The 24,135-nt window shown below is 47.9% G+C and carries 20 protein-coding genes; 15 read left to right on the forward strand and 5 right to left on the reverse strand.

Annotated elements, in window-relative coordinates; genetic code table 11:
* Window positions 1-127: 127 nt before the first annotated feature.
* Both ACYIA1_RS21870 and ACYIA1_RS21875 read left to right on the forward strand, forming a co-directional pair.
* Complete coding sequence (locus tag ACYIA1_RS21870; RefSeq protein WP_158533111.1) at window positions 128-1,036, forward strand: substrate-binding domain-containing protein; 909 nt, start codon at window positions 128-130, stop codon at window positions 1,034-1,036.
* Complete coding sequence (locus ACYIA1_RS21875; protein ID WP_122115112.1) at window positions 1,033-2,391, forward strand: ATP-binding cassette domain-containing protein; 1,359 nt, start codon at window positions 1,033-1,035, stop codon at window positions 2,389-2,391. Before ACYIA1_RS21870 ends, ACYIA1_RS21875 begins: the two co-directional genes overlap by 4 nt.
* A gap of 22 nt (window positions 2,392-2,413) precedes the next feature.
* Here the strand turns inward: ACYIA1_RS21875 and ACYIA1_RS21880 are convergent, their stop codons facing one another.
* The gene (locus tag ACYIA1_RS21880) at window positions 2,414-3,922 is read right to left on the reverse strand and encodes a sensor histidine kinase (RefSeq protein ID WP_022192859.1); all 1,509 of its coding nucleotides are present in this window, start codon (window positions 3,920-3,922) and stop codon (window positions 2,414-2,416) included.
* 152 nt (window positions 3,923-4,074) lie between these two features.
* On the opposite strand from ACYIA1_RS21880, the gene ACYIA1_RS21885 reads away from it, so the two are divergent.
* Both ACYIA1_RS21885 and ybaK read left to right on the forward strand, forming a co-directional pair.
* Entirely contained in the window at window positions 4,075-6,201 is a 2,127-nt protein-coding gene (locus ACYIA1_RS21885) for a Tex family protein (RefSeq protein ID WP_005868256.1), read from the forward strand.
* Window positions 6,202-6,204: 3 nt separating this feature from the next.
* The gene (ybaK, locus tag ACYIA1_RS21890) at window positions 6,205-6,687 is read left to right on the forward strand and encodes a Cys-tRNA(Pro) deacylase (protein ID WP_005856380.1); all 483 of its coding nucleotides are present in this window, start codon (window positions 6,205-6,207) and stop codon (window positions 6,685-6,687) included.
* A gap of 124 nt (window positions 6,688-6,811) precedes the next feature.
* Here ybaK and ACYIA1_RS21895 read toward each other — a convergent pair whose 3' ends face one another.
* Window positions 6,812-7,216, reverse strand: a complete 405-nt coding sequence (locus ACYIA1_RS21895) for a lipocalin-like domain-containing protein (protein ID WP_121961264.1) — start codon at window positions 7,214-7,216, stop codon at window positions 6,812-6,814.
* Between the two features lie 159 nt (window positions 7,217-7,375).
* Here ACYIA1_RS21895 and ACYIA1_RS21900 point away from each other — a divergent pair, with 159 nt between their 5' ends.
* The 6 genes from ACYIA1_RS21900 (at window position 7,376) to ACYIA1_RS21925 (ending at window position 13,049) form a co-directional block, all read left to right on the forward strand.
* The gene (locus ACYIA1_RS21900) at window positions 7,376-7,957 is read left to right on the forward strand and encodes an HdeD family acid-resistance protein (RefSeq protein WP_005856375.1); all 582 of its coding nucleotides are present in this window, start codon (window positions 7,376-7,378) and stop codon (window positions 7,955-7,957) included.
* A gap of 95 nt (window positions 7,958-8,052) precedes the next feature.
* A complete protein-coding gene (locus ACYIA1_RS21905) occupies window positions 8,053-8,889 on the forward strand; it encodes a helix-turn-helix domain-containing protein (protein ID WP_480336389.1) in 837 nt (278 codons plus the stop codon).
* A 274-nt stretch (window positions 8,890-9,163) separates the two neighbouring features.
* A complete protein-coding gene (locus tag ACYIA1_RS21910; RefSeq protein ID WP_008771907.1) occupies window positions 9,164-10,009 on the forward strand; it encodes a prephenate dehydratase in 846 nt (281 codons plus the stop codon).
* Window positions 9,984-11,162, forward strand: a complete 1,179-nt coding sequence (locus ACYIA1_RS21915; RefSeq protein WP_349195230.1) for a pyridoxal phosphate-dependent aminotransferase — start codon at window positions 9,984-9,986, stop codon at window positions 11,160-11,162. Before ACYIA1_RS21910 ends, ACYIA1_RS21915 begins: the two co-directional genes overlap by 26 nt.
* 34 nt (window positions 11,163-11,196) lie before the next feature.
* Window positions 11,197-12,267: a bifunctional 3-deoxy-7-phosphoheptulonate synthase/chorismate mutase type II gene (locus ACYIA1_RS21920; RefSeq protein WP_005868246.1), complete on the forward strand. Its 1,071-nt coding sequence runs from the start codon at window positions 11,197-11,199 to the stop codon at window positions 12,265-12,267.
* A gap of 8 nt (window positions 12,268-12,275) precedes the next feature.
* A complete protein-coding gene (locus tag ACYIA1_RS21925; RefSeq protein WP_005868245.1) occupies window positions 12,276-13,049 on the forward strand; it encodes a prephenate dehydrogenase in 774 nt (257 codons plus the stop codon).
* Between the two features lie 22 nt (window positions 13,050-13,071).
* Here ACYIA1_RS21925 and ACYIA1_RS21930 read toward each other — a convergent pair whose 3' ends face one another.
* On the reverse strand, window positions 13,072-14,451 hold the full coding sequence (locus tag ACYIA1_RS21930; protein ID WP_122377601.1) for an MATE family efflux transporter: 1,380 nt from the start codon (window positions 14,449-14,451) through the stop codon (window positions 13,072-13,074).
* Window positions 14,452-14,536: 85 nt separating this feature from the next.
* Window positions 14,537-15,100, reverse strand: coding sequence for a Crp/Fnr family transcriptional regulator (locus ACYIA1_RS21935; protein WP_010182830.1), 564 nt, complete (start codon window positions 15,098-15,100; stop codon window positions 14,537-14,539).
* Window positions 15,101-15,419: 319 nt separating this feature from the next.
* Between ACYIA1_RS21935 and ACYIA1_RS21940 the strand changes: the two genes are divergently transcribed.
* Complete coding sequence (locus tag ACYIA1_RS21940) at window positions 15,420-16,766, forward strand: MATE family efflux transporter (RefSeq protein WP_036616726.1); 1,347 nt, start codon at window positions 15,420-15,422, stop codon at window positions 16,764-16,766.
* Between the two features lie 5 nt (window positions 16,767-16,771).
* Here ACYIA1_RS21940 and ACYIA1_RS21945 read toward each other — a convergent pair whose 3' ends face one another.
* Entirely contained in the window at window positions 16,772-18,169 is a 1,398-nt protein-coding gene (locus ACYIA1_RS21945; RefSeq protein ID WP_005856339.1) for an MFS transporter, read from the reverse strand.
* A gap of 86 nt (window positions 18,170-18,255) precedes the next feature.
* Between ACYIA1_RS21945 and ACYIA1_RS21950 the strand changes: the two genes are divergently transcribed.
* The 4 genes from ACYIA1_RS21950 to ACYIA1_RS21965 all read left to right on the forward strand — a co-directional run bounded on the left by ACYIA1_RS21950 (window position 18,256) and on the right by ACYIA1_RS21965 (window position 24,132).
* Complete coding sequence (locus ACYIA1_RS21950; protein WP_008771901.1) at window positions 18,256-19,605, forward strand: sigma-54-dependent transcriptional regulator; 1,350 nt, start codon at window positions 18,256-18,258, stop codon at window positions 19,603-19,605.
* Window positions 19,595-20,914, forward strand: a complete 1,320-nt coding sequence (locus tag ACYIA1_RS21955) for a sensor histidine kinase (RefSeq protein WP_048927419.1) — start codon at window positions 19,595-19,597, stop codon at window positions 20,912-20,914. The genes ACYIA1_RS21950 and ACYIA1_RS21955 overlap by 11 nt, the downstream gene beginning before the upstream one ends.
* A 172-nt stretch (window positions 20,915-21,086) precedes the next feature.
* The gene (locus ACYIA1_RS21960; protein WP_008780456.1) at window positions 21,087-22,340 is read left to right on the forward strand and encodes an Nramp family divalent metal transporter; all 1,254 of its coding nucleotides are present in this window, start codon (window positions 21,087-21,089) and stop codon (window positions 22,338-22,340) included.
* Window positions 22,341-22,392: 52 nt separating this feature from the next.
* Window positions 22,393-24,132 carry a glutamine--tRNA ligase/YqeY domain fusion protein gene (locus tag ACYIA1_RS21965; protein WP_008778287.1) on the forward strand — a complete coding sequence of 580 codons (1,740 nt, stop codon included), beginning with the start codon at window positions 22,393-22,395 and terminating at the stop codon, window positions 24,130-24,132.
* Window positions 24,133-24,135 lie beyond the last annotated feature (3 nt).

Here is a 24,135-nt window from a genome sequence, read left to right on the forward strand (position 1 = left end):
TGACAGATATATAGAAAACAGTACATTTGCACTGTGGTTTTTTCATAATAGTATTAGATTTAAGGTTAACAAAGTTGGTTAGGGGTTGCCGGGAGGCAATCCTTAATTGTTTTATAGAGGTCTAGATATGATTAAATACATTTTTCTACTATTCATACTTTGTTGCTCCGGTTGCCGGCACGCACAAACGGAAGATACCGTAATCAAGGTTTCGGTACTTCGTGGTCCATCCGTTATCGCATTCGCCGATTGGCTTGAGAATCCTCCAATTATAGATAACAAAAAAGTACAAGTAAAAGTGGTAGACTCGCCTGATCTGGCGCAAGCCTTACTGATCAAGCAGGAGACCGACATAGCCGTACTCCCCATGATCAATGCGGCGAACTTGTACAATAAAGGGATCAAGATCAAACTAGCGGGGTGCCCGATCTGGGGAACCCTTTACCTCGTTGAGAAAACTCCCTTGAAAGAACCGGCATTGTATGTATTCGGCAGCGGTACGACTCCCGATATCCTTACCCGGTACTATCTCGGCCGCCAACGATTAGATTATCCTTTGAATTACGCCTTCAATACCGCCGGGGAAATCACCCAAGGCATCTTAGCCGGAAAAGTAAATCGTGCCGTGCTCGGGGAACCGTTTCTAAGCATCGCTTTACGGAAAGACAGCAGCTTACGAATAACTGCGGACTTGAATCATTTTACAGACAGCGATACCCTCGGATTCGCCCAAACAGCGGTCGTATACACCCCGACGATGGAGAAATATCGTATCGCTTTTGAGGATGCCTTACGAGCCTCCTGCCAAAAAGCCGTACGATATCCGAAAGAGACCATCCATTCTTTGGAAGAACATGGAATCTTCGCCCAAGGGGCCTTAACTCCTAAGAGTATCGAGCGGTGTAAAATCTATTATTTATCAGCTATCGAGGCGAAAGACGCCGTCATGGGGTTCCTGCGTCTCATCGAACAGTATGAACCCAAGGCCGTCGGCGAGAGGCTTCCCGATGCCGGATTTATACCCCAAGAACAATGAGATTGCGAAAAACAATCACTACAATAGTCGCTACCGCTATCCTCTTGGCGGGATGGCAACTATTCGCCGTTATAGCCAACCAACCGGAGCTGATACCTTCACTTCCTCGACTCGTACGGACACTTTGCGAATGGCTCGTCTCCGGTAGTTTCTATCAGTCGGTCGGAGCTACTATACTCCGGGGAGTCTTAGGCATGTCGATCTCATTCGTTTGTGCGATAGGGATGGCCGGGTTATTCGCCCGTTTTGAGTGGGTGTATGAATTATTCAGACCTCTGCTTGCCATCATGCGCTCGATCCCGGTCATATCCTTCATACTTTTAGCGCTTATATTCCTAAATCCGGAAAGCATCCCTTTGATGATCGCCTTTCTCACCATGTTCCCGCTACTAACAGAGAATCTGACACGGGGAATCCTCGACCTGCGTCCGGGTTTATCCATTATGGCACGTCAATTCCATATCAGACGTTCCAATGTCTTATTCCAGATCATCTATCCGCAGCTAAAGCCATTCTTATATAGCGGGCTTGCCTCCGCCACCGGATTCGGCTGGCGTGCGATCATTATGGGAGAAGTCTTGTCGCAATGCGCATTCGGAATCGGAAGCGAGATGAAAAGGGCGCAAAACTTTATCGCTGTCCCTGAGCTGCTCGCTTGGACGATCGTGGCGGTATTCATCAGTTTCTTTTTTGACAAAGGAATTAGCAAAGTCGCTGATATCACCCCTAAAATATCTTTCGCGAATGAGGATCAGACCATCCCCACCCCTACATTATCAGTTTTAGACACGAAAGATATAAGTTACCAATACGGCATACAGCACTTTTCCCATTCCTTTCAAAAAGGGATTATTTATGGAATTAGCGCACCTTCAGGCAAAGGAAAAACAACGTTATTAAACCTAATCGGAGGTATCTTATTGCCTACGGAAGGAGAGATACATCCCACAAGACACTTTGGAATCGCCACCATATTCCAACAACCGCAACTCCTGCCCTATCTAACCGCAGAAGAAAATATCATCCTCCCCCTCTCCTCTTTTCTCACGGAGGAGAAAGCCCGGCGAATCGCCCAAAAACACTTACAGGAAATGGAAATGGAGCCCTTCGGGAACCGATATCCTAAAGAGCTTAGTTACGGACAGCAACAACGTATCGCTATAGCTAGGGCATTGGCATACCCTTCTCCTCTCCTTTTGATGGACGAGCCGTTCAAAGGCTTGGATGAAGCCTTAAGCCATCGTATTATAGAACGAATACGAGAAAAGCAAATGAAAGAAGAACGGATCATTCTTTTCACGTCACATAATCCGGATGAGATTCGGTTGTTGGCGGATGAGGTGATTTACCTATAAATTCCAACCAAACTTGAATGTCTTATTTCACTTTCATCGGTTGGCAAGGTATCGTAAACCAGAATGTAGAGCCCTTTCCCTCCTCCGACTCAACCCCGATTTTACCTTTCAACTTCTCAATAATCGTCTTGCAGATAGAAAGCCCTAATCCTGTTCCTTGCTTAAAGCTGTTCAATTTCACGAAACGATTGAATATGCTCGCTTGAGACTCCTTACTGATTCCCATACCCGTATCCGTTACGTAGACATAGATACCATCATCGGTCAAACGATAACCAAACCGTATAGAACCCGAGCTGGTGAACTTCACGGCGTTGGAAAGGAAATTGGTCAAAACCTGAGTCAAACGGGTCTTCTCCGACACAATACAATAGTCATTACCGTCCGACTCAAAGATAACCTTTACACCCGGGGCCACTCTCAAGGCGAAAGCTTGCTGCTGGGGAGCGAATATCTCACTCAAACGCAGGGTCGTATAAATAAACTCCATCTTTCCGGACTCGATCTTCGAGATATCCAAGATATCACCGATCAACTGCAACAAAAACTCATTGCTACTCTCTATGATCCTCAGATATTCCTTTTTTTCCTCCTCATCGTCACTCTCCGCCAATAAGGTAGAAAAGCCGACGATGGCATTTAAAGGGGTACGTATCTCATGGCTCATGTTAGCGATAAAAGCGGACTTCATCCGGTCGCTCTCTTCCGCCAAACGCTTGGCCTGCACATCCGCCTCGTGCCGTTTATCGACGGTCATATCCCGAAGGATTCCGATCGAGCGGATCGGTTTGCCGTCCGGATCGGCCTCATAGACCTCACCGATCTTCTCCAGCCATACATACTCATCCGAGAAATAACGACAAGGGAAACTGAATCGCATGGAATCGATCTCGCCCCGCATGAAAGCGGTTGTAATATTCTCATAGACCTTCCGGTAATCCGGATGGATCTTCTCCGTAAAACTAGCGTGGGTGATCTGCACATGCTTGATCTGGCCGTTTTCTTCCAAGGAAAGCTCCGCCGTACCGTTTACCAGATCCCAAAGCCACGGGTAGATCTTACCCGCTTGACATGCGAGCGCCAAGCGCTTATTATAGCTATGCAACTCCTCCTCGACCTGCCTTTGCTTTGTAATATCCCATGAAATCCCTACTAAATAAGGAGGCTTATCCTCACGGGGCGCTAGCAGTTTCATCGTATCCATAGTACGCAAGATACCTTTCGGATCGATCATTTGCTCCACGAAACGCTGCATCTTACCCGTTTTCACCACCTCCTCGTCCATATCCCTGAAAGATTGGGCGACGACCGGATCTAGAAATAGGTCAAAATCTGTTTTCCCGACCACATCATTATGATATCGTCCGTAAAGTTGGTTCATCAAAGGGCTGGAGTACACGTACCTGAAATTATCACCCGTATCCTTCACGAAAAAGTAGATGGGCAACGAGTCCACGATATTAGATAACAATCCTGCTAAATCCCTATAATCCTGTTCCAAAGTTTTGTTCTCCGTAGTATTAACTTCCATGTTGATTTTTTTAATCAAAGGCTTGAATATTCCGGCCGTAAAATTCTTGAAAATTAATGAAAGATACAAATAATAAGCCCAAGAAGTGAGTATCCCGACCGAAAATATAAGCAAAACCGTATATTTGTACTCCAATTCTAAGAAAACTAGATATGACAAACGTATTTCACACGCTTATAGCCCGTTTTCTACAAATTCCGGAAGGACAAGTGGAACGGACAATCGGGCTCTTGAACGAAGGCGCTACCATACCTTTTATAAGTCGTTACCGGAAAGAGGTGACCGGAGGATTAGACGAGGTGCAAATCGGTGCCATCAAAGATCAACTGGATAAACTGACGGAACTGAGCAAACGAAAGGAAACGATCCTCGCCACGATAGAAGAGCAAGAGAAACTTACTCCCGAGCTCCGGAAACGCATCGAGGAATCTTGGGATAGCACCGAGATCGAGGATTTATATCTCCCTTACAAACCGAAACGGGTCACCAAGGCGGAGATCGCACGCCGAAAAGGACTGGAGCCCTTGGCTAAGATCGTTATGATGCAAAACGAGAATAACCTATCCGCACGCATCAAGAGTTTTATCAAGGGGGAAGTGAAAAACGCCGAAGAAGCCTTGCAAGGGGCACGGGACATTATCGCCGAATGGATTAACGAGAACGAATCGGCACGTAATACCGTACGTAACTCTTTCGCTCATACCGCCATGATCACATCCAAAGTGATCAAGGGGAAAGAAGAGGAAGGCGCTAAATACCGGGATTACTTTGATTTCAGCGAGTCTTTAAACCGGGCCAGTTCCCATCGCTTATTGGCTCTCCGACGGGGAGAGGCGGAAGGTATCCTTCGTGTAAGTATCTCTCCCGACGCGGAATCTTGTCTGGATCGCTTGAACCGGCGTTTCGTAAAAGGTCGTGGAGAGGTTTCCGAGCAAGTGGCTACAGCTGTCGACGATTCTTTCAAACGCCTGCTGAAACCCTCTATCGAGACGGAGTTCTCCAACCAGAGCAAGGCGAAAGCCGATGAGGAGGCGATCCGGGTATTTGCCGAGAACCTCCGGCAATTGCTGCTCGCTCCTCCCTTGGGACAAAAACGGGTATTAGGCGTAGACCCCGGCTACCGTACCGGATGTAAGTTGGTCTGTCTGGATGCGCAGGGGAATTTACTGCATAACGAAGCGATCTTCCCGCATCCGCCCCAGAACGAGAAGGGCAAAGCCGCCGCTAAGGTCGCCCAGTTAGTAGCCACTTACGCCATAGATGCCATTGCCATCGGTAATGGTACCGCCAGTCGTGAGACTGAGCAGTTCATCACGAATATACGATACGACCGCAAGGTACAAGTGTTCGTAGTCAGCGAGAACGGAGCCTCTATCTACTCCGCGTCCAAGATCGCTAGGGAGGAGTTTCCCGAATACGACGTCACGGTACGCGGAGCTGTCAGCATCGGTCGCCGGCTGATGGACCCTTTGGCCGAGTTGGTCAAGATCGACCCGAAGAGTATCGGTGTCGGCCAATACCAGCATGACGTAGAGCAAAACGCCTTGAAAAAGAGTCTGGATCAAACCGTGGAGAGTTGCGTGAATCTGGTGGGTGTAAACGTGAATACGGCGAGCAAGCATTTGTTGACTTACATCTCGGGATTAGGCCCTACGCTAGCGCAAAACATCGTGAATTACCGGGCGGAGCACGGACCCTTCACTTCCCGGAAAGAACTGATGAAAGTCCCCCGTATGGGAGAGAAGGCTTTCGAGCAAAGCGCTGGATTCCTACGGATACCCGACGGAAAGAACCCGTTGGACAACTCGGCCGTACACCCCGAGAGCTACCCGATCGTCGAACGGATGGCCAAGGACCTAAAATGCTCGGTAGCCGACCTGATCACCGACAAAGCGCTTAAAAAGAAACTAAAACTAACGGACTACCTTACGGATAAGGTCGGGATGCCTACCTTGCTTGATATCATGGAGGAACTGGATAAACCGGGCCGTGATCCCCGCCAAACGATCCAAGTATTCGCGTTCGATCCTACGGTGAAAACGATCGAGGATTTGAAAGAAGGGCAAGTATTGCCCGGTATCGTGACCAACATCACCAACTTCGGTTGTTTCGTCGATGTAGGGATCAAGGAAAACGGGCTTGTCCATATCTCCGAGCTGGCGGATCGTTTCGTAAGCGATCCTACCCAAGTGGTCTCCATCCATCAGCATGTCAAGGTGAAGGTTCTAAGCGTAGACCTATCCAGAAAACGTGTTCAATTATCCATGAAAGGGATCTAAACGATGAAAGAGAAGATTAATAAGACAAACGTGGCGCGCCTGCTGGACAAGGCTAAGATCGCCTACCAGCTCGTGCCTTATGAAGTAGATGAGAATGACCTGAGCGCTACGCATGTAGCGGAGCAGCTAGGGGAAGATATCGCCCAAGTATTCAAGACCTTGATCTTACATGGCGATAAGAGCGGTTATTTCGTATGCGTGATCCCCGGAGCGGACGAGGTGGACTTGAAAAAGGCGGCCAAGGTATCCGGGAACAAGAAATGTGAGATGATCCCCGTGAAAGAGTTGTTACCGCTTACCGGTTATATCCGGGGAGGATGCTCGCCTATCGGCATGAAAAAGCATTTCCCTACATATATCCATCCTACGGCATCCGGCTTCGATAAGATCTATGTAAGCGCCGGACAACGAGGCTTGCAGATACAGATAGCCCCCGCCGATTTAATCAAGGTGGCACAAGCTATAGAAGCGGATTTGATCGCATGATCTAACATCGCTGAGAGTACTTCGTAAGAAGTACTCCAGTACTTCGCAAAGAGTATCGCAGTACTTCTTAGGGAGTACTGGAGTACTCCTTATGAGGGACTGAGATCAAACAGCACATGATATCTTAGAATTTCTTAAACGTATACGTTCTTCCTTCGCAGCTCATTACCAGATTCGTCACAGATGACTGCTCGATCGTGAAAGTTTGTTTAGGTGAGGTCCAATCCGTATAACACATGAATTGTTCCAAAGGCGTACCTCCATAATTGACCAACTCCAGATCCAGTCTCGTATCTCCCTCCAACGTCTTATAACCGAAATTCGTACGATATACGTCCTTTGCCGGGTCATATAATTGGTACTCGAACAAAGAGGTCTGGAAGTTATACCAAACCGTATCCACCGTCTGGACCACCCCATTCGCCTCTACGGTTTTCAATTGCCATTTCCCTTCCAGCTTATGTTCCACCTTATTACAAGACACCAACGCCACGACAAAACAAGTTATCGCTATCAAATTTTTCATCATAATCCTCGTACTTATATACCTATATTGATTTGAAACGTCAAAGAAAAGAATTAATTTCCAAAGGACAAAGTTTTTAAGGATATCCTAGCCACAAATACCCAGAACTTTTTCTTCCTTCCCTTTGTTAATTGGATAATTACAATACAAATATTATCCAATATGAAAACATTTATTGATAAAATGGATTATGCGGTCAAGAATTGGTGGTTGTCACTATTGGTCGGACTGCTTTACATCATCGTCGCTATTTATTTAATGTTCGCGCCATTGGCGAGCTACGTAGCGCTTAGTATCTTATTCAGCGTCTCTATGTTCGTAAGCGGCTTGTTCGAGATCGCTTTCGCCTTGGCGAACAAAAAGGGTATCAGCAGTTGGGGATGGTATTTGGCCGGAGGTATTATCGACTTGATCTTAGGTATATTCTTGATGGCAAGCCCGGGACTTAGCATGGAGGTGCTTCCGTTTGTCTTGGCATTCTGGCTTATGTTCAGAGGCTTCTCGGCAACCGGTTACTCGATGGACCTGAAACGATACGGTACACGGAACTGGGGTTGGTACATGGTCTTCGGTATCTTGGCTATCCTTTGCTCCATCGGTGTTATCTGGCAACCCGCCCTAGGGGCCTTCACGTTGGTTTACATGATCGCTTACGCCTTATTAATAATAGGTATATTCCGTGTCATGCTATCCTTCGAACTGAAAAGCTTGCATAAACGGAATAAGGAAGCACAAGCGGAATAAGTCTGATTCAAGGATTAATTGGTCTATTTTTAAATTAAGAAGTGAATCAACAGCACTTTTACTACTTTTGTGTTCGATCATTAATAAAATAACGGATGAACGCAAACTTACCACAATTAGATTTGCCCCGGGATTATGTCGTAGGAAACGACATTACCGAGGCAATCTTAAACTTTTACAAGCAGACTTGCCGGTTAAAAGCAGGTATTTTCGCTTTATGCGTTGAAGGAAATTTAAGGGCATCCATCAACTTGACAGAGTACACTTTGAAACCGAATGATTTCATCACCTTGATGCCGGGAAGCATTATTCAGTTCTGTGAGCAGAAAGAGAGTTTCCGCCTTTCCTTTATAGGATTCTCATCCGAGTTCATGGACTGCGTGAACATGATAAAGTCTACGATGAGCGCCTTACCTACTATCTACGAGAATCCGATCATATCACTGAGTGAGGACCGGGCGGACTTCATTAACGATTATTTCCATTTGCTAGAGCGGGTACAAGCGAAAGAGAAATCCATAAACAGGGAGATGGTGAAACATATCCTGCTTACCATGATCCATGGGATCAGCGATTTGTATCAAGGGAAATCATGGCCTAACAAGATAACGACCCGTAGCGACGAGATCCACAAGAAATTCATCCAACTGGTGATGAAGAATTATACCTCAAAGCGGCAAACGGCTTTTTATGCCAGCCAACTAAGAATTTCTCCCCAGCACCTCTGCATGATCATCAAGCAAAAGACCGGACGTTCCGTATCCGATATCATAGCCGATATGATAATCATGGACGCAAAATCGCAATTGATGGCTACGGACTTGACTATCCAAGAGATATCTTACTCCTTGAACTTCCCGAATGTATCCTTTTTCGGTAAGTACTTTAAACGGTACGTAGGCGTATCTCCACAGAAGTTCAGAAACAGTTAAGATAAAAATTAAATGTAACAGAAAAAAAATATCACTTTTTGCTTGTAGTTTCCAAAAAAGCGTTACTTTTGCTGCGTATTTAAAAACAAAGAGACAATGAATCGATTTAGCTTTACATATTACTTTTATTACTTTTACTTTAGCAGAGTAAGGGCAGGAGTTTGTATGTAAAGCGTTGATGATTGAATATAAATATCAATAAAATATAAAGTCCTGCCGGTTTCGGTGGGACTTTTTTTGTTTGTAACAGTTTAGAGTAAAATAGAGAAACAAGATGAAAAAGAAAGTAGCAATACAGGGAATAGCCGGTTCGTATCACGACATCGCCGCCCGTAATTATCATGAAGGTGAAGAAATAGAAATCATCCCTTGCAATACGTTTCGGGATGTTATCACGACAATCAAGAAAGACCCGTCCGTACTAGGCATGATGGCCATCGAGAATACGATAGCGGGAAGCCTCCTTCAAAACCATGAGCTGATCCGTGAAAGCGGGCTGAGCGTCACCGGCGAGTATAAGCTACGTATCTCCCATTCCTTGGTAGCGCTTCCGGGAACCTCGATACACGAGGTAACAGAGGTCAACTCCCATCCGATAGCGTTGATGCAATGTACCGATTTCCTCGATACTCTGCCCAACGCCAAGGTGGTAGAGAAAGAAGATACCGCCATGAGTGCCCGGTGGATCTCGGAAAACCAACTGAAAGGACATGCGGCGATATGCGGGAAACTGGCTGCCCAGATCTACAAGATGGAAGTCCTTGCCGAGGGGATCGAAACTAACAAACGGAATTTCACCCGCTTCCTCGCTATAGCGGACCGCTGGACGGCGGATGAGATGCTTCGAGGAACCGATAAAAACAAATCCTCTCTCGTATTCGCTCTTCCCCACACCTCCGGCAGCCTTTCCAAAGTCCTCTCCGTTCTCTCTTTTTACGACATGAATCTTTCTAAAATACAGTCCTTGCCTATTATCGGGCGTGAATGGGAATACTTGTTCTACATCGACCTTACTTTCACGGATTTTACCCGTTACAAACAAGCATTGGACGCTATCAGACCGTTAACAAAAGACTTAAAAATATTAGGCGAATATGCAGAAGGAAGACAAAGTGTGTAACATTACACCCGCTAACCGTGTAGGTAGCGTACAGGAATACTACTTCTCCAAGAAACTGAAGGAAGTAGCCGAGATGAACGCCGCAGGCAAGAACGTCATTAACCTTGGCGTAGGCAGCCCCGACCTTCCACCTTCGGAACAGACCATCGAGACGTTGTGTGAACATGCCCGCAAAGCGAACGAGCACGGTTATCAGCCGTACGTGGGCATACCGGAACTGCGTAAGGGATTCGCCGACTGGTACAAGACGTGGTACGACGTAGACTTGGACCCGAAAACAGAGATCCAACCGCTCATCGGCTCCAAAGAAGGTATCTTGCATATCTCGCTGGCATTCTTGAATCCGGGGGATGGCGTACTGGTTCCGAACCCGGGATATCCGACATATAGTTCCGTCAGCAAACTGGTAGAGGCCCGTTTGATCCCTTACGAGCTGAAAGAGGAACTGGGATGGCAACCGGATTTCGAGGAACTGGAGAAAATGGATCTTTCCAACGTAAAGCTGATGTGGACCAATTACCCGAATATGCCCACCGGGGCGAACGCTAGCGTAGAGCTATACGAGAAGCTAGTGGCCTTCGGCCGGAAACACGGTATTATTATATGTAACGATAACCCGTATAGCTTCATCTTGAATGAGCATCCGCTAAGTATCTTAAGCATACCGGGAGCCAAAGAGATCTGTATAGAGATGAACTCCATGAGTAAGGCTCATAATATGCCGGGTTGGCGTATGGCGATGCTGGCTTCCAACGCCCAATTCGTCCAATGGATACTGAAGGTAAAAAGCAATATCGACTCCGGACAGTTCAAGCCGATGCAATATGCGGCGGTAGAGGCCCTAAGCGCAAAGAAAGACTGGTACGATAACATGAACCGTGTCTATCGCAGCCGCCGGGACCTTGCCGGACAAATCATGCGTACTTTGGGATGCGAGTACGACGAGAACCAAGTAGGTATGTTCCTTTGGGGACGTATCCCCGACTCCGCCGAGAGCGGCGAGGCAATCGCCAACAAGGTGCTATACGAGGCAAACGTATTCCTTACGCCGGGATTTATCTTCGGTAGCCGTGGCGAGCGTTATATCCGTATATCCCTTTGCTGCAAGAACGAGACTTTAGAAGAAGCCTTGAGAAGAATCGAGAATTTATAATTGATAATTGAAAATTAAAATATAGATCACAAAGATGGAAATGAAGATTGAACCGTTAGCATTACCGGGAGTTGACACACAACGTCCTATCGTAATCGCAGGCCCTTGTAGCGCCGAGACAGAAGAGCAAGTGTTAGAAACAGCCCAAGGATTAGCCTCCAGAGGCGTTAAGATATTCCGTGCGGGTATTTGGAAGCCTCGTACGAAACCGGGTGGATTCGAGGGCATCGGAGCCGAGGGATTGGCTTGGTTGAAGAAAGTGAAAAAAGAGACCGGCATGCTGGTATCTACCGAGGTAGCGACTAAAGATCATGTATTCGAGGCATTGAAAGCCGGTATCGATATCCTTTGGATCGGAGCACGTACGACGGTAAATCCATTCGCTGTCCAAGAGATCGCCGACGCGTTAAAAGGGGTTGATGTACCTGTATTGATCAAGAACCCGGTTAACCCGGATTTGGAGTTGTGGATCGGAGCGTTCGAGCGTTTGTACGGAGCGGGCATTCATCGTTTGGGTGCTATCCATAGAGGTTTCAGCTCATACGACAAGAAGATCTACCGTAACCTTCCGTTGTGGCATATTCCTATCGAGCTTCGCCGCCGTATGCCGGACCTGCCTATTTTCTGTGATCCTAGTCACATTGGTGGTAAGCGTGAGTTGGTAGCCCCACTTTGCCAGCAAGCGATGGACTTGAGTTTCGACGGCTTAATCGTAGAGTCTCATTGTAACCCGGATTGCGCATGGAGCGACGCTTCCCAGCAAATCACCCCGGATGTATTGGATTACGTATTGAACCTATTGGTGATCCGTGACGTAAACCAGACTACCGAGAACCTGACCGCTCTTCGCCGCCAGATCGATGGTATCGACGAACAATTATTGGAACTTTTGGCTAAACGTATGCGTATCTCCAAGGAGATCGGCGTTTATAAGAAAGAGCACAATATGCCGATCTTACAGTCTCCCCGCTACAGCGAGATCTTAGAGAAACGCTCCAGCATGGGTGAACAAATGGACCTGAGCCCGGACTTTGTAAAGGAGATCTTGAAGGAGATCCATGAGGAATCCGTGCGCCAGCAAATGATTATCATGAACGAACAATAATTTATAAGATGAAAATATTGATTTTAGGCGCAGGAAAGATGGGTTCTTTCTTCACCGACCTGCTTAGTTTTGATCATGAGGTAGCCGTATTGGAGAAAGATCCGAAACGTATGCGTTTTATCTATAACGCCCTTCGCCTACAAAACCCGGAAGAGGTTAAGGATTTTAATCCCGAGTTGGTCATCAACTGCGTGACGTTAAGTTACACGATAGAGGCTTTCAAGGCCGTAATGCCTTACTTGCAACCGTATTGCATTATTTCCGATATCGCTTCCGTGAAGACTTATTTAAAGGAGTTTTATGAGACATGCGGTTTCCCGTATGTCTCCACTCACCCGATGTTCGGACCGACATTCGCTAATCTGGGACAACTGGAGAAAGAGAATACGATTATTATCTCCGAGGGCGATCATCTGGGCAAGATCTTCTTCAAGGATATTTATTCCAGCCTCCGCCTGCATATCTGCGAATACACGTTCGAGGAGCACGATAAAGTGGTAGCCTACTCACTAGGTATCCCTTTCGCCTCCACTATGGTATTTGCCGCTACGATGAAGCATCAGGATGCTCCGGGTACGACGTTCAAACGCCATATGAAAATCGCCCGCGGCCTTCTGTCCGAGGACGATTATCTATTGACCGAGATCCTTTTCAACCCCCGTACCCCTCGCCAAATCGAACGGATACAAGAGGAATTGCATATCTTGCAAGAAATCATCAAGGATAAGGATTCCGAGAAGATGAAAGAGTATCTGACCAAGATACGGAAGAATATCGAATAAGAAATTAAGAAGGTTGTGCTGATTAATTTTTCAGCACGGCCTCTTTTAAAAGTTCTCTCCTTACCAACATAAAGGAGATAAATAACGTACACAACTCCGCCACCGGTACATTATACCAAATACTTTGGATGCCGAATAAAGAAGGATAAACGATAATACCAAAGGTTACGAATACCAAGCTACGCAGCATAGAGATAACAACCGACAGCTTAGCGTTGCCGATAGCCGTGAAATAACTGGAGGCCAATATATTCAGCCCACTCATCAAGAAGGTGAAGCAATAAATCGTTATGCCGTAATTAGCGATCGCCAAAGCGTCCAAAGCCTCTCCTCCCTTAAAGAAAAAGGACGTGATCTGTTGCCCGAAAAAGAATAAGATGGCGAATAACGTTATACCTATCATAAAATTAACACGCCCTGCTAATCTCAGCACTTTCTCGATCCGGTCCAATCTTCCCGCCCCGAAATTATAACTGATAATCGGTATAATTCCATCGGATATCCCTAAGAATACCGTGGTGGCGATAAACAAGATATAGTTAATCGCCGTAAAGGCGGCGACTCCATGCTCTCCTAAATATCGCATCATCGTTATATTGAACAAAAAAATTGTGATTCCGGCAGATAGCTCGGATATTCCTTCCGAAGAGCCATTGTATAACGCATTCCAGACCAAAGGCCAACGGAAACGTCCTCTTTGTACCGCTACGACTTGCCCTCGCTGGAACATCCGGGGAATATTGAACAGCGCTCCCAAGGTAAAGGCCAAGCCTGTAGCCAATCCCGCCCCCTTAATCCCTAAACCCATTACCGGGATAAACAAAAGATCCAGACCGATATTAATCAACACCGTACTTCCCATTACGATCATGGCATAAAGCGGATGCCCCATCGCCTTAATCATATAATCTCCTAAGAACATCAATGATAATAAAGGGAAAAACGGGACAAGGGAACGAATATAGTCCACGGCTCCCGTAACCAATACGTCATTCGCACCTAACATACGGGCGATATCTCCGGCGAATATATAAATCAACCCGCTAATCAAAACGGATATTCCTCCAAGAAACAAGAACGAAGTAGTTATAGCGTTATTCGCCTCTTGCCGATCCGAACGTCCGAGGTTTATACCGATCAAGGTCTGACACCCTACTCCTATCACGATAGACAAAGCCGTCATCAAACTATAGCAAGGTAAGATCAGATTCACGCTGGCCAAAGCGTTCGCCCCGACAAACCGCCCTAATATCACACCATCGATCACCGACTGAATCCCGAGGAATAATAGGCCGGCTACTCCCGGTATCGTATATTTCAGAAATAGTCTTGAAATCTTTTGGGTTAGTAAACCACGCTCCAACTCTTGGCGATGGATCGCCTTTTCTCCACTCATTTTCATATTATCCACTTCACGTTTTTAACGACGCAAAGATATGGCTATTGAAAACAAGAAAAATTACCCTATGATAAATAATGACTTTTCCCTATTTTTTTACAGAAGCACGGATACGGCTCAATGACTGTGGGGTTATCTGTAAATAAGAGGCGATATGTTTCAAGGGTAGTTTCAAGATCAAGTCCGGACGGGTTTTCAGCAATGACTCATATTGCTCACGAGCTTCCATCCAGCTATCGTTTATAAAATAGTTCTCATATTCCCGAAGATAGTAATCTTGTATTTTCAATCCCCAATTGGCCAACTCAAGGGAGCTCCGGCATAGGTAATCCAATTTCGTTTTCGGTATTCTCAATAATGTCGTATTCTCCACCATTTGAACATTATAGGCGGAGATATCCCGATAAACAAAATTGATCACCTCGCTATCTGAGGCGAACCATAACGAGATATCTTTCCCCTCACGCTCCACGAAAGCCCGGACCAATCCGGTTTTCACGAACCAAACAAACGGATCTCTTTCTCCCTCCCGGATCGATAATTCTCCCTTAGCAAAAGAAACCTCTTTCATTTCTTCCAACAACTGCCCCACGATCTCATCTGATAAAGGAGACACCTGCCTTAATTGTTCTACGAACTGATCCATAATCATTCATTTATCTTATAACCGTAAAGATATAAAAAAAGTGCGATCCCAAAAACAAAGGTAATTTTGAAGGTTTGCGGATTCCAGTGATTTTACGTAATTTTGCACCGCTAAATCTAAGAAGAGGTATGAGCTGTAAATTCGAATATTATTTTTTTACGACTAAAAGCATCTTGTTCGTCCATTGGACTACGAGAGGTTCTACCGTATCCGCACCCTATTCCTTCTAATTTATCTTTACATTTTCATTTAGAACAACTCTATCGTATATCCGGTATATACGATCAAGGATTTTTACACCATCATTAATAACAGAACAATACATATGTACAATAGAATAGCGGGTTACAAACAATATTATAAATCCTTAGTAATGCTAGGGGTACCTATCATCATCGGACAATTGGGGGCTATCATCACCGGATTGGCAGACACCATCATGGTGGGACAGCACAGTACGGAGGAACTAGCGGCGGCATCGTTCGTCAATAATGTAATAAATGCGTTTATCATAATGGGAACTGGATTCTCCTATAATCTTACCCCGCTGATCGGACAGAATTTAGCGATGAATAAAAAGATCGTGATCGGAGGCTGGCTCAAAAACAGTCTGGTTGCCAATATGACTACCACCTTATTATTGATAGCCGTCTTACTGGGGATTTACCTAAACCTAGACTCTTTAGGCCAACCCGAAGAACTCTTGCCATTGATAAGACCTTATTTCGCAGTCTCATTAGTCTCGATCCTATTCGTAATGCTTTATAATTCATTCCGTCAATTCGTGGAAGGCATAGCCAACCCATCCATATCCATGTGGGTTCTATTGACAGGGAATCTGCTGAATATCATCGGCAACTATATCCTCATTTACGGAAAATGCGGAATGCCGGAACTCGGACTGCTCGGGGCAGGTATAAGCACCTTTATCTCGCGTATCATCATGCTATTGCTTTTCATCGCCGTATTCATGCTGCGAACCGACTATAAGCCTTACCGGAAAGGTTTCACCCATATTCGTATCAATAAGCAGAGTTGGAGAAGGCTGAATTCCATAGGCTGGCCGATCAGTCTACAACAAGGCTTGGAAGCGGGAACATTCTGCGTCACCGCCATCATGGTGGGTTGGCTGGGTAGCCTTGAGCTTGCCGCCCATCAAATAGCCATTACCATATCAACGATCAGTTTTACCATCTATTTAGGTCTTGGAGCCGCCGTAGCGATTCGTACCAGTTATTATAAAGGGGCGAACGACTGGTATATGGTGCGTAAGATCACCATTGCCGGGCTTCATCTGGGGCTTATTGTCGTTTGTATTGTCTGCACCACCTTATTCATGACCCAATCCGGGCTTGGATTGATATTTACGGATAATCTTCATGTCAACGCAATCGTGAAGACACTACTCCCCATATTGATGCTCTATCAAATAGGAGACAGCGCACAAATCATTTTAGCGAACTCCTTACGAGGGCTAGCCGACGTGAAAGCGATTATGTGGATCTCGTTTCTCGCTTATTTCATCATAGCCATACCTGCCGGATATCTATTGGGATTCACGTTCCATTGGGGTATCGCCGGGATTTGGATGGCTTACCCATTAGGCTTCTTATGCTCCGTATGCCTGCTGGGATACCGGGCGAAAATGCAGGTAAAATCGCATCTCGCCTAATCCGATCAAGCCTTACGATTGATCCGGGAGAAACTAATAACCGCCCCGATCAAGGCCAACACACTTCCCAGCCATAACGCCGCGGGCATGCTATGGCCGGGAAATAACTTAAACATCAAGGCTACCAGCGAAGCCCCGCAAGTTTGTCCCAGCAAACGGGCCGTACCCAACATACCACTAGCCCCTCCACTCCTACTTTCCGGAGCGGCCCCGATCATGAGGCTATTGTTAGGAGTCTGGAACAACCCGAAGCCACAACCGCAAAGCGCCATGCGCCAGATAATATCCAGATCGGAAGGATGCGCCGGTAATTCCGCCAACGAGAACAACCCTCCCGAGAAGATAATCAACCCGATACCACTCAAGACCCCGGCATTCATTTTCTCCGACAAGATCCCGGCCAAAGGGGCGCACACCATTGTCGCCAAAGGCCAAGGAGTCAATAATAAGCCGGTCGCCACCTCATCGCGTCCCAGTACCCGCTGCAAGAAAAACGGGAAAGAGACCATAGCCAGCATCTGAGCGATGAAAGAAAACACAGACGTAATGATAGAAAGGGTAAAAAGAGGAATACGCAGCAAGTCTATCGGCAATAATGGATAGGCCTGCCGTTCCTCTCTCCGGATATAGAAATACCCACAGAACAATACGATAACAATCGCCGCTATTATCAATGAGATATGTACATCATGCGTGAACGCCTCGATAATCGCTATCACCAAACCGAATGTCAGCGCGTTCATGAGTGCCGCCGTAACATCAAACTTACGTCCGACAGCCTTCACCGGATTTTGCGGCAAGAACTTAAAGCTCAATATCAAAGCGGTAATACCTATCGGGATATTTATAGCGAACAACCAAGGCCAGTTCCCCACGGACAATATACCGGCGGCTATCGTAGGACCAGCGGCGGCCGATACGGATACCACCAAGGCATTAATCCCCATACCTCGCCCCAGAAAACGTTTGGGATAAATAATACGGATCAAGGCCGTATTCACGCTCGCTATGGCAGCGGCGCCAAAACCTTGTAGCGTACGGGCGATAATCAGCGTAAACAAGGAATCGGATAAAGCGCAGGCCAAAGAGGTACAGCTAAATAACAGCAACCCGATCGTATACACCTTCCGATACCCCCAGATCTCTCCCATCGACGATAACGACAGTAAAGAAATCGTGATCGCCAACTGATAAGCGTTCACCACCCATATAGAAGCAGACGGACTCGTATGGAGATCGCCGGCAATCGTAGGTAAAGCCACGTTTGCGATCGCCCCATCCAACACCGACACGGTAACACCAAGCCCAATCGCTAGGATCGCCCAATAACGGCTAGGGATTGGCAAGCCATCCGGGATATTCCCTCCCGTCTGACCATTTATATTCGTTATTTCTTTATCCATACGGTATATGAAACAGAAATAGGGTGTATCTGGTTTAGGAAGTATCGACCAGATCGAGTATCTTTGCCCGTATAAATGGACATGACATGGCAAAACAAGGCACTATACTAGTTGTGGATGATAATAAAGGTATCCTGACCGCCGTACAAATGCTGTTAGGAACTTGCTTCGAGAAGGTTATCACCATCTCTACCCCGAACAAGATAAAAAACACGCTGCACGACGAGAACGTGGATGTCGTATTGCTCGACATGAATTTCAGCGCCGGTATAAACAGCGGCAACGAGGGGCTGTTCTGGCTCTCCGAGATCAAGAAGGCTTATCCCTCGATACAAGTCGTTCTCTTTACCGCCTACGCCGACATCGATCTGGCGGTAAGAGGAATCAAGGAAGGAGCCACCGATTTCGTGGTAAAGCCTTGGGACAACGCCAAATTATTGGAAACCTTGCAAGCCGCTTACCAAATCCGCTCGGCCAATCATAAAGGCGGTGTCGGCAACAAGCAGTTGGTATCCAAGGAAAGCGGTATGTTCTGGGGAGACAGCAACGCCATGCAGCAACTACGGATGCTGATAGAGAAAGTAGCCAAGACAGACGCCAATCTATTAATCACGGGAGAGAACGGAACCGGTAAGGAAATGCTGGCCCGGGAAATACACCTGCTATCCCCCCGCAAGGATGAGGCCATGGTACCGGTGGATATGGGCGCTATCACGGAGACGCTGTTCGAGAGCGAGTTATTCGGCCACGTAAAAGGGGCCTTCACCGACGCCCGGACGGATCGCCCCGGTAAGTTCGAGGTAGCGAACAACGGAAGCTTGTTCCTCGACGAGATCGGTAACCTGTCTTATCATCTGCAAGCCAAATTACTGACCGCCTTGCAACGCCGGAGCATCGTACGGGTAGGTAGCAATACCCCGATCCCCATCAATATCCGCTTGATCTGCGCCACGAACCGGGACTTGCAGGAGATGGTACAGAAAGAGCAATTCCGCGAGGACTTGCTGTATCGTATCAATACGATACACGTAGAGATCCCGCCCTTGAGGGAGCGGCCGGAGGATATCGTACCGCTTACCGAGATATTCATCACGAAATATACCAATATCTACGGTAAAAAGCCCATGGCCCTCACCGACGACGCCAAGGAAAAGCTGAAAGCCCAACCTTGGCTGGGTAATATCCGCGAACTGGAACATACCGTGGAGAAAGCGATTATCATCGCCGACGGTGATACTTTAGATGGCAGCAATTTCGATTTCCCTCGTAAGCGGGAGGCGCCCGTCAAGAATGACATCACTACGCTCGAGGAAATGGAGTATACTATGATCAAGGCCGCCATGGATAAATTCGGCGGCAATCTCTCGCTCGTGGCGAACCAGTTGGGTATCTCACGGCAAACGCTTTATAATAAGATCAAGCGGTATGAACTTTAAAGGCATTTATTACAGCCTCACCTTCCGCCTCGCCCTCGCTATCGGGCTGACGGCGGCACTCACCTACTTGGCCTTGGCGGAAGAATGGGGGTGGTTCCTGTTCTTAGGCATCGGATGGCTGGCTGCCTTGCGGGGCATCAGCCTTTTGTTCAAGCGGAACGCGCAAAAGGTAGCCTTCATGTTCGACGCGATCGACAATAGCGATTACGCTTTCAAGTACGCTACCCGGGGGCGCTCCTCCAACGACAAGCTGGTTAGCGACTCCTTAAACCGCATCACCCAAATACTTTTTCAAGCGAAAGCCGAGGCGATCCAGAAAGAGAAATATTACGAGTTGATCATGAACCAAGTGAATACGGGTATCATCGTAGAAGATGATAAGGGCAATATTTTCCAGACAAACAACGAGGCCTTGCGACTGCTGGGATTGACAGTCTTTACCCATGCCCGCCAGCTCGGACGTATCGACGAGAATCTAGAGCGCCTCATCAGCGACGTTCGTCCCGGCGAGAAACATCAGATCTCCTTTATCAACGAGCGGGGTACGGTACATCTCTCGGTCCGTGTCTCCGAGATGACGCTCCAAGAGAAACACGTCCGCATCATCGCGATCAATGATATCAACAGCGAGCTGGACGATAAGGAGATCGAGTCATGGATACGACTGACACGGGTCTTGACCCATGAGATCATGAACTCCGTCACCCCTATCACCTCCTTGAGCGACACCTTGCTTTCCCTCCACCAGAATGTCGACGAGGAGATACGGGGCGGCTTGGAGGTAATCAGCTCTACCGGAAAGAGCTTGATCGCGTTCGTCGAGTCTTACCGTAAGTTTACGCATATACCGACGCCTCAGCCCTCTTTATTCTACGTCAACAAATTCGCCGAACGGCTCACGCGGTTGGCCCGCCACCACAATAATTACCCGAACATAACCATTCGCATCGACGTGGAACCGAAGGACTTGATCGTCTACGCCGACGAGAACCTGATCACGCAAGTAGTCTTGAACCTCTTGAAGAACGCCATGCAAGCGATCGGGCACGAGCAAGAAAACGGCCTTATCTTGTTCAAGGCGTATTGCGACCCCAACGAGGCCGTTATCCTAGAAGTGACGAACAACGGCCCCATCATCCCCCCCGAGGAAGCCGAGCATATATTCGTGCCGTTCTTCACCACGAAAGAAGGTGGAAGCGGTATCGGGCTGTCCATCTCACGACAGATCATGCGCCTGTCCGGCGGCAGCATCGCGTTGAGAAGCAACCCGGCCCAACGGCAGACTACCTTCGTGTTGACATTCCCGTAGCTCGTTTACCGTATCCGCATAAACGCGGACACGCGGCCGGGCAGCTACAAGAGGACAGCCGTACGGATACCCGCCATCGGCCGTACGAACGTATTTCCGGCCACCGTTGGGTAACAACGAAACTATTCGTATCTTTACACTGTTTTTTAAATTTAAAAGTATCTATACAAACATGAACTTACTAGACAAACTGAAGATCAACCACCGCCCCCGCTCCGGGGCATTGGATTTGCTAAAATATATCGGCCCCGGATTACTTGTCACCGTAGGCTTTATCGATCCCGGAAACTGGGCGACGAATCTTGCGGCAGGCTCCGAGTTCGGCTACGCCCTCCTGTGGGTCGTCACCTTCTCGTCCGTCATGCTGATCATTATCCAGCACAACGTGGCCCACCTCGGTATCGTGACCGGCCTCTGCCTCTCAGAGGCGACCAACAAATACATGCCCCGCGTGCTAAGCCGCCCGATCCTAGGATCGGCCATGCTCGCCAGCGTATCCACCTCCCTCGCCGAGATACTCGGTGGAGCCATCGCCCTCCGGATGCTGTTCGGTATGCCGATCAAGGCGGGAGCGGTGATCGTCACCATCGTATGCCTCGCCATGCTATTCAGTAATACATATAGTAAGACCGAACGCTGGATCATCACGTTCGTGTCCATTATCGGGCTCTCGTTCCTATACGAGCTGGCGTTGGTCGACGTAGACTGGGGGCAGGCCGTGGTAGGCTGGGTGAAACCCACCTTCCCCGAGAACTCCATGCTGATCATCATGAGCGTACTGGGAGCCGTCGTGATGCCTCACAACCTGTTCCTGCACTCGGAGGTGATACAGAGCCGGGAATGGAACCTAGAAGACGAGTCGGTCATCAAGAAACAACTGAAGTACGAGTTCTACGACACGCTCCTGTCCATGGTGATCGGCTGGGCGATCAACTCGGCGATGATCATCTTGGCCGCCTCTACCTTCTTCAAGCAAAACATCGCCGTAGACGAGCTGGACCAAGCGCAACAGTTATTGGTACCCCTCGTAGGAAATAACGCCGGGGTGATTTTCGCCGCCGCCCTATTACTGGCAGGTATCTCCTCGACCATCACATCCGGTATCGCCGGGGCTTCCATCTTCGCCGGATTCTATGGCGAGGCGTACAATCATACCGACCTCCACTCAAAGCTGGGAGTCCTGCTATCGTTCGTCCCCGCCTTGGCCATCATATTCCTGATCGGCGATCCGTTCAAGGGATTGATCCTGTCGCAGATGTTGTTGAGCGTGCAATTGCCGATCACGGTCTTCACGCAAGTGTACCTCACTTCCAGCAAGAAGGTCATGGGTGTCTACGCGAACAGCCGCTCTACGACCATCATCCTCTTGCTGTTGGGAACGATGGTAACCGTCCTAAATATAGCCCTGCTCATCAGCCTATTTTAAAAAGAAATCGCTACCTTTGCCCCATTCGAAGAAAAACTATCAATTTTTAAGTATGAGCGATATCAATACAAACGAAGAAGAAGGCAAGAAGAACCTGAATTTCATTGAGGCAGCCGTAGAGAAAGATTTAGCGGAAGGCAAGAACGGAGGACGTGTACAAACCCGTTTCCCGCCCGAGCCCAACGGATACCTTCACATCGGCCACGCGAAGGCCATTTGCCTAGATTTCGGCATCGCTGAACGCCATGGCGGTATCTGCAACCTCCGTTTCGACGACACGAACCCGACGAAGGAGGATGAGGAATACGTGGAGGCGATCAAGGAGGATATCCAATGGCTGGGATATCAGTGGGGAAATATTTATTACGCGTCCGACTACTTCCAGCAATTGTGGGATTTCGCGATCCGCCTCATTGAGGAAGGTAAAGCATATATTGACGAGCAGACATCCGAACAAATAGCCCAGCAAAAGGGCACGCCTACACAACCGGGCATCGAGAGCCCGTATCGCAACCGTCCGATCGAGGAAAGCCTAGCTCTCTTCAAGAAGATGAACACGGGTGAGATAGCGGAAGGTGCCATGGTACTTCGCGCGAAGATCGACATGGCAAACCCGAACATGCACTTCCGCGATCCGATCATCTATCGGGTGGTTAACCATCCGCACCATCGTACGGGCACGACGTGGAAAGCGTATCCGATGTACGACTTCGCCCACGGACAGAGCGATTTCTTCGAGGGCGTGACGCATTCCTTGTGTACCTTGGAGTTTGTCGTACACCGTCCTCTGTATGATTTGTTTATCGACTGGCTGAAGGAAGGCGAGGACTTGAACGACAACCGCCCCCGACAGACTGAGTTCAACAAATTGAACCTAAGCTACACGCTGATGAGCAAGCGTAACCTGCTTACATTGGTAAAAGAGAACTTGGTAAACGGCTGGGATGACCCCCGTATGCCGACCATCTGCGGTTTCCGCCGCCGGGGTTACTCTCCGGAGTCTATCCGTAAGTTCATCGACAAGATCGGTTATACGACTTACGACGCCCTGAACGAGTTCGCCTTGCTGGAAAGCGCCGTACGCGAGGATCTGAATGCCCGCGCCATCCGTGTATCCGCCGTGATCAATCCGGTGAAACTGATTATCACCAACTATCCGGAAGGACAGGTGGAGGAGCTGGAAGCGATCAACAACCCGGAAGATCCGGAAGCCGGCAGCCATACGATCGAGTTCAGCCGTGAGTTGTGGATGGAACGTGAGGATTTCATGGAAGACGCTCCCAAGAAATATTTCCGGATGACACCGGGACAGGAAGTTCGTCTGAAGAACGCCTATATCGTAAAATGTACGGGCTGTAAGAAAGACGAGAACGGTGAGATTACCGAGGTATATTGCGAATACGATCCGAATACCCGCAGCGGTATGCCGGACGCTAACCGTAAAGTAAAAGGTACCTTGCACTGGGTAAGCTGCGCCCATTGCCAAAAAGCGGAAGTACGCTTATACGACCGCCTTTGGAAAGTGGAGAACCCTAGAGACGAATTGGCCGCTATCCGGGAGGAGAAGAATTGCTCCCCGCTAGAGGCGATGAAGGAAATCATCAACCCGAACTCCTTGGAGATCCGGAAAAACTGTTACGTAGAGAAGTTCGTGGCTACCTTGCCCAAGCTTTCCTACCTTCAATTCCAGCGTATCGGCTATTTCAACATAGATAGCGAATCCACCCCCGACAACTTGGTATTCAACCGTACCGTAGGACTAAAGGACACGTGGAGCAAGATTAATAAATAAAGA

The organism is Parabacteroides sp. KHUB-02 (genome assembly GCF_056640955.1).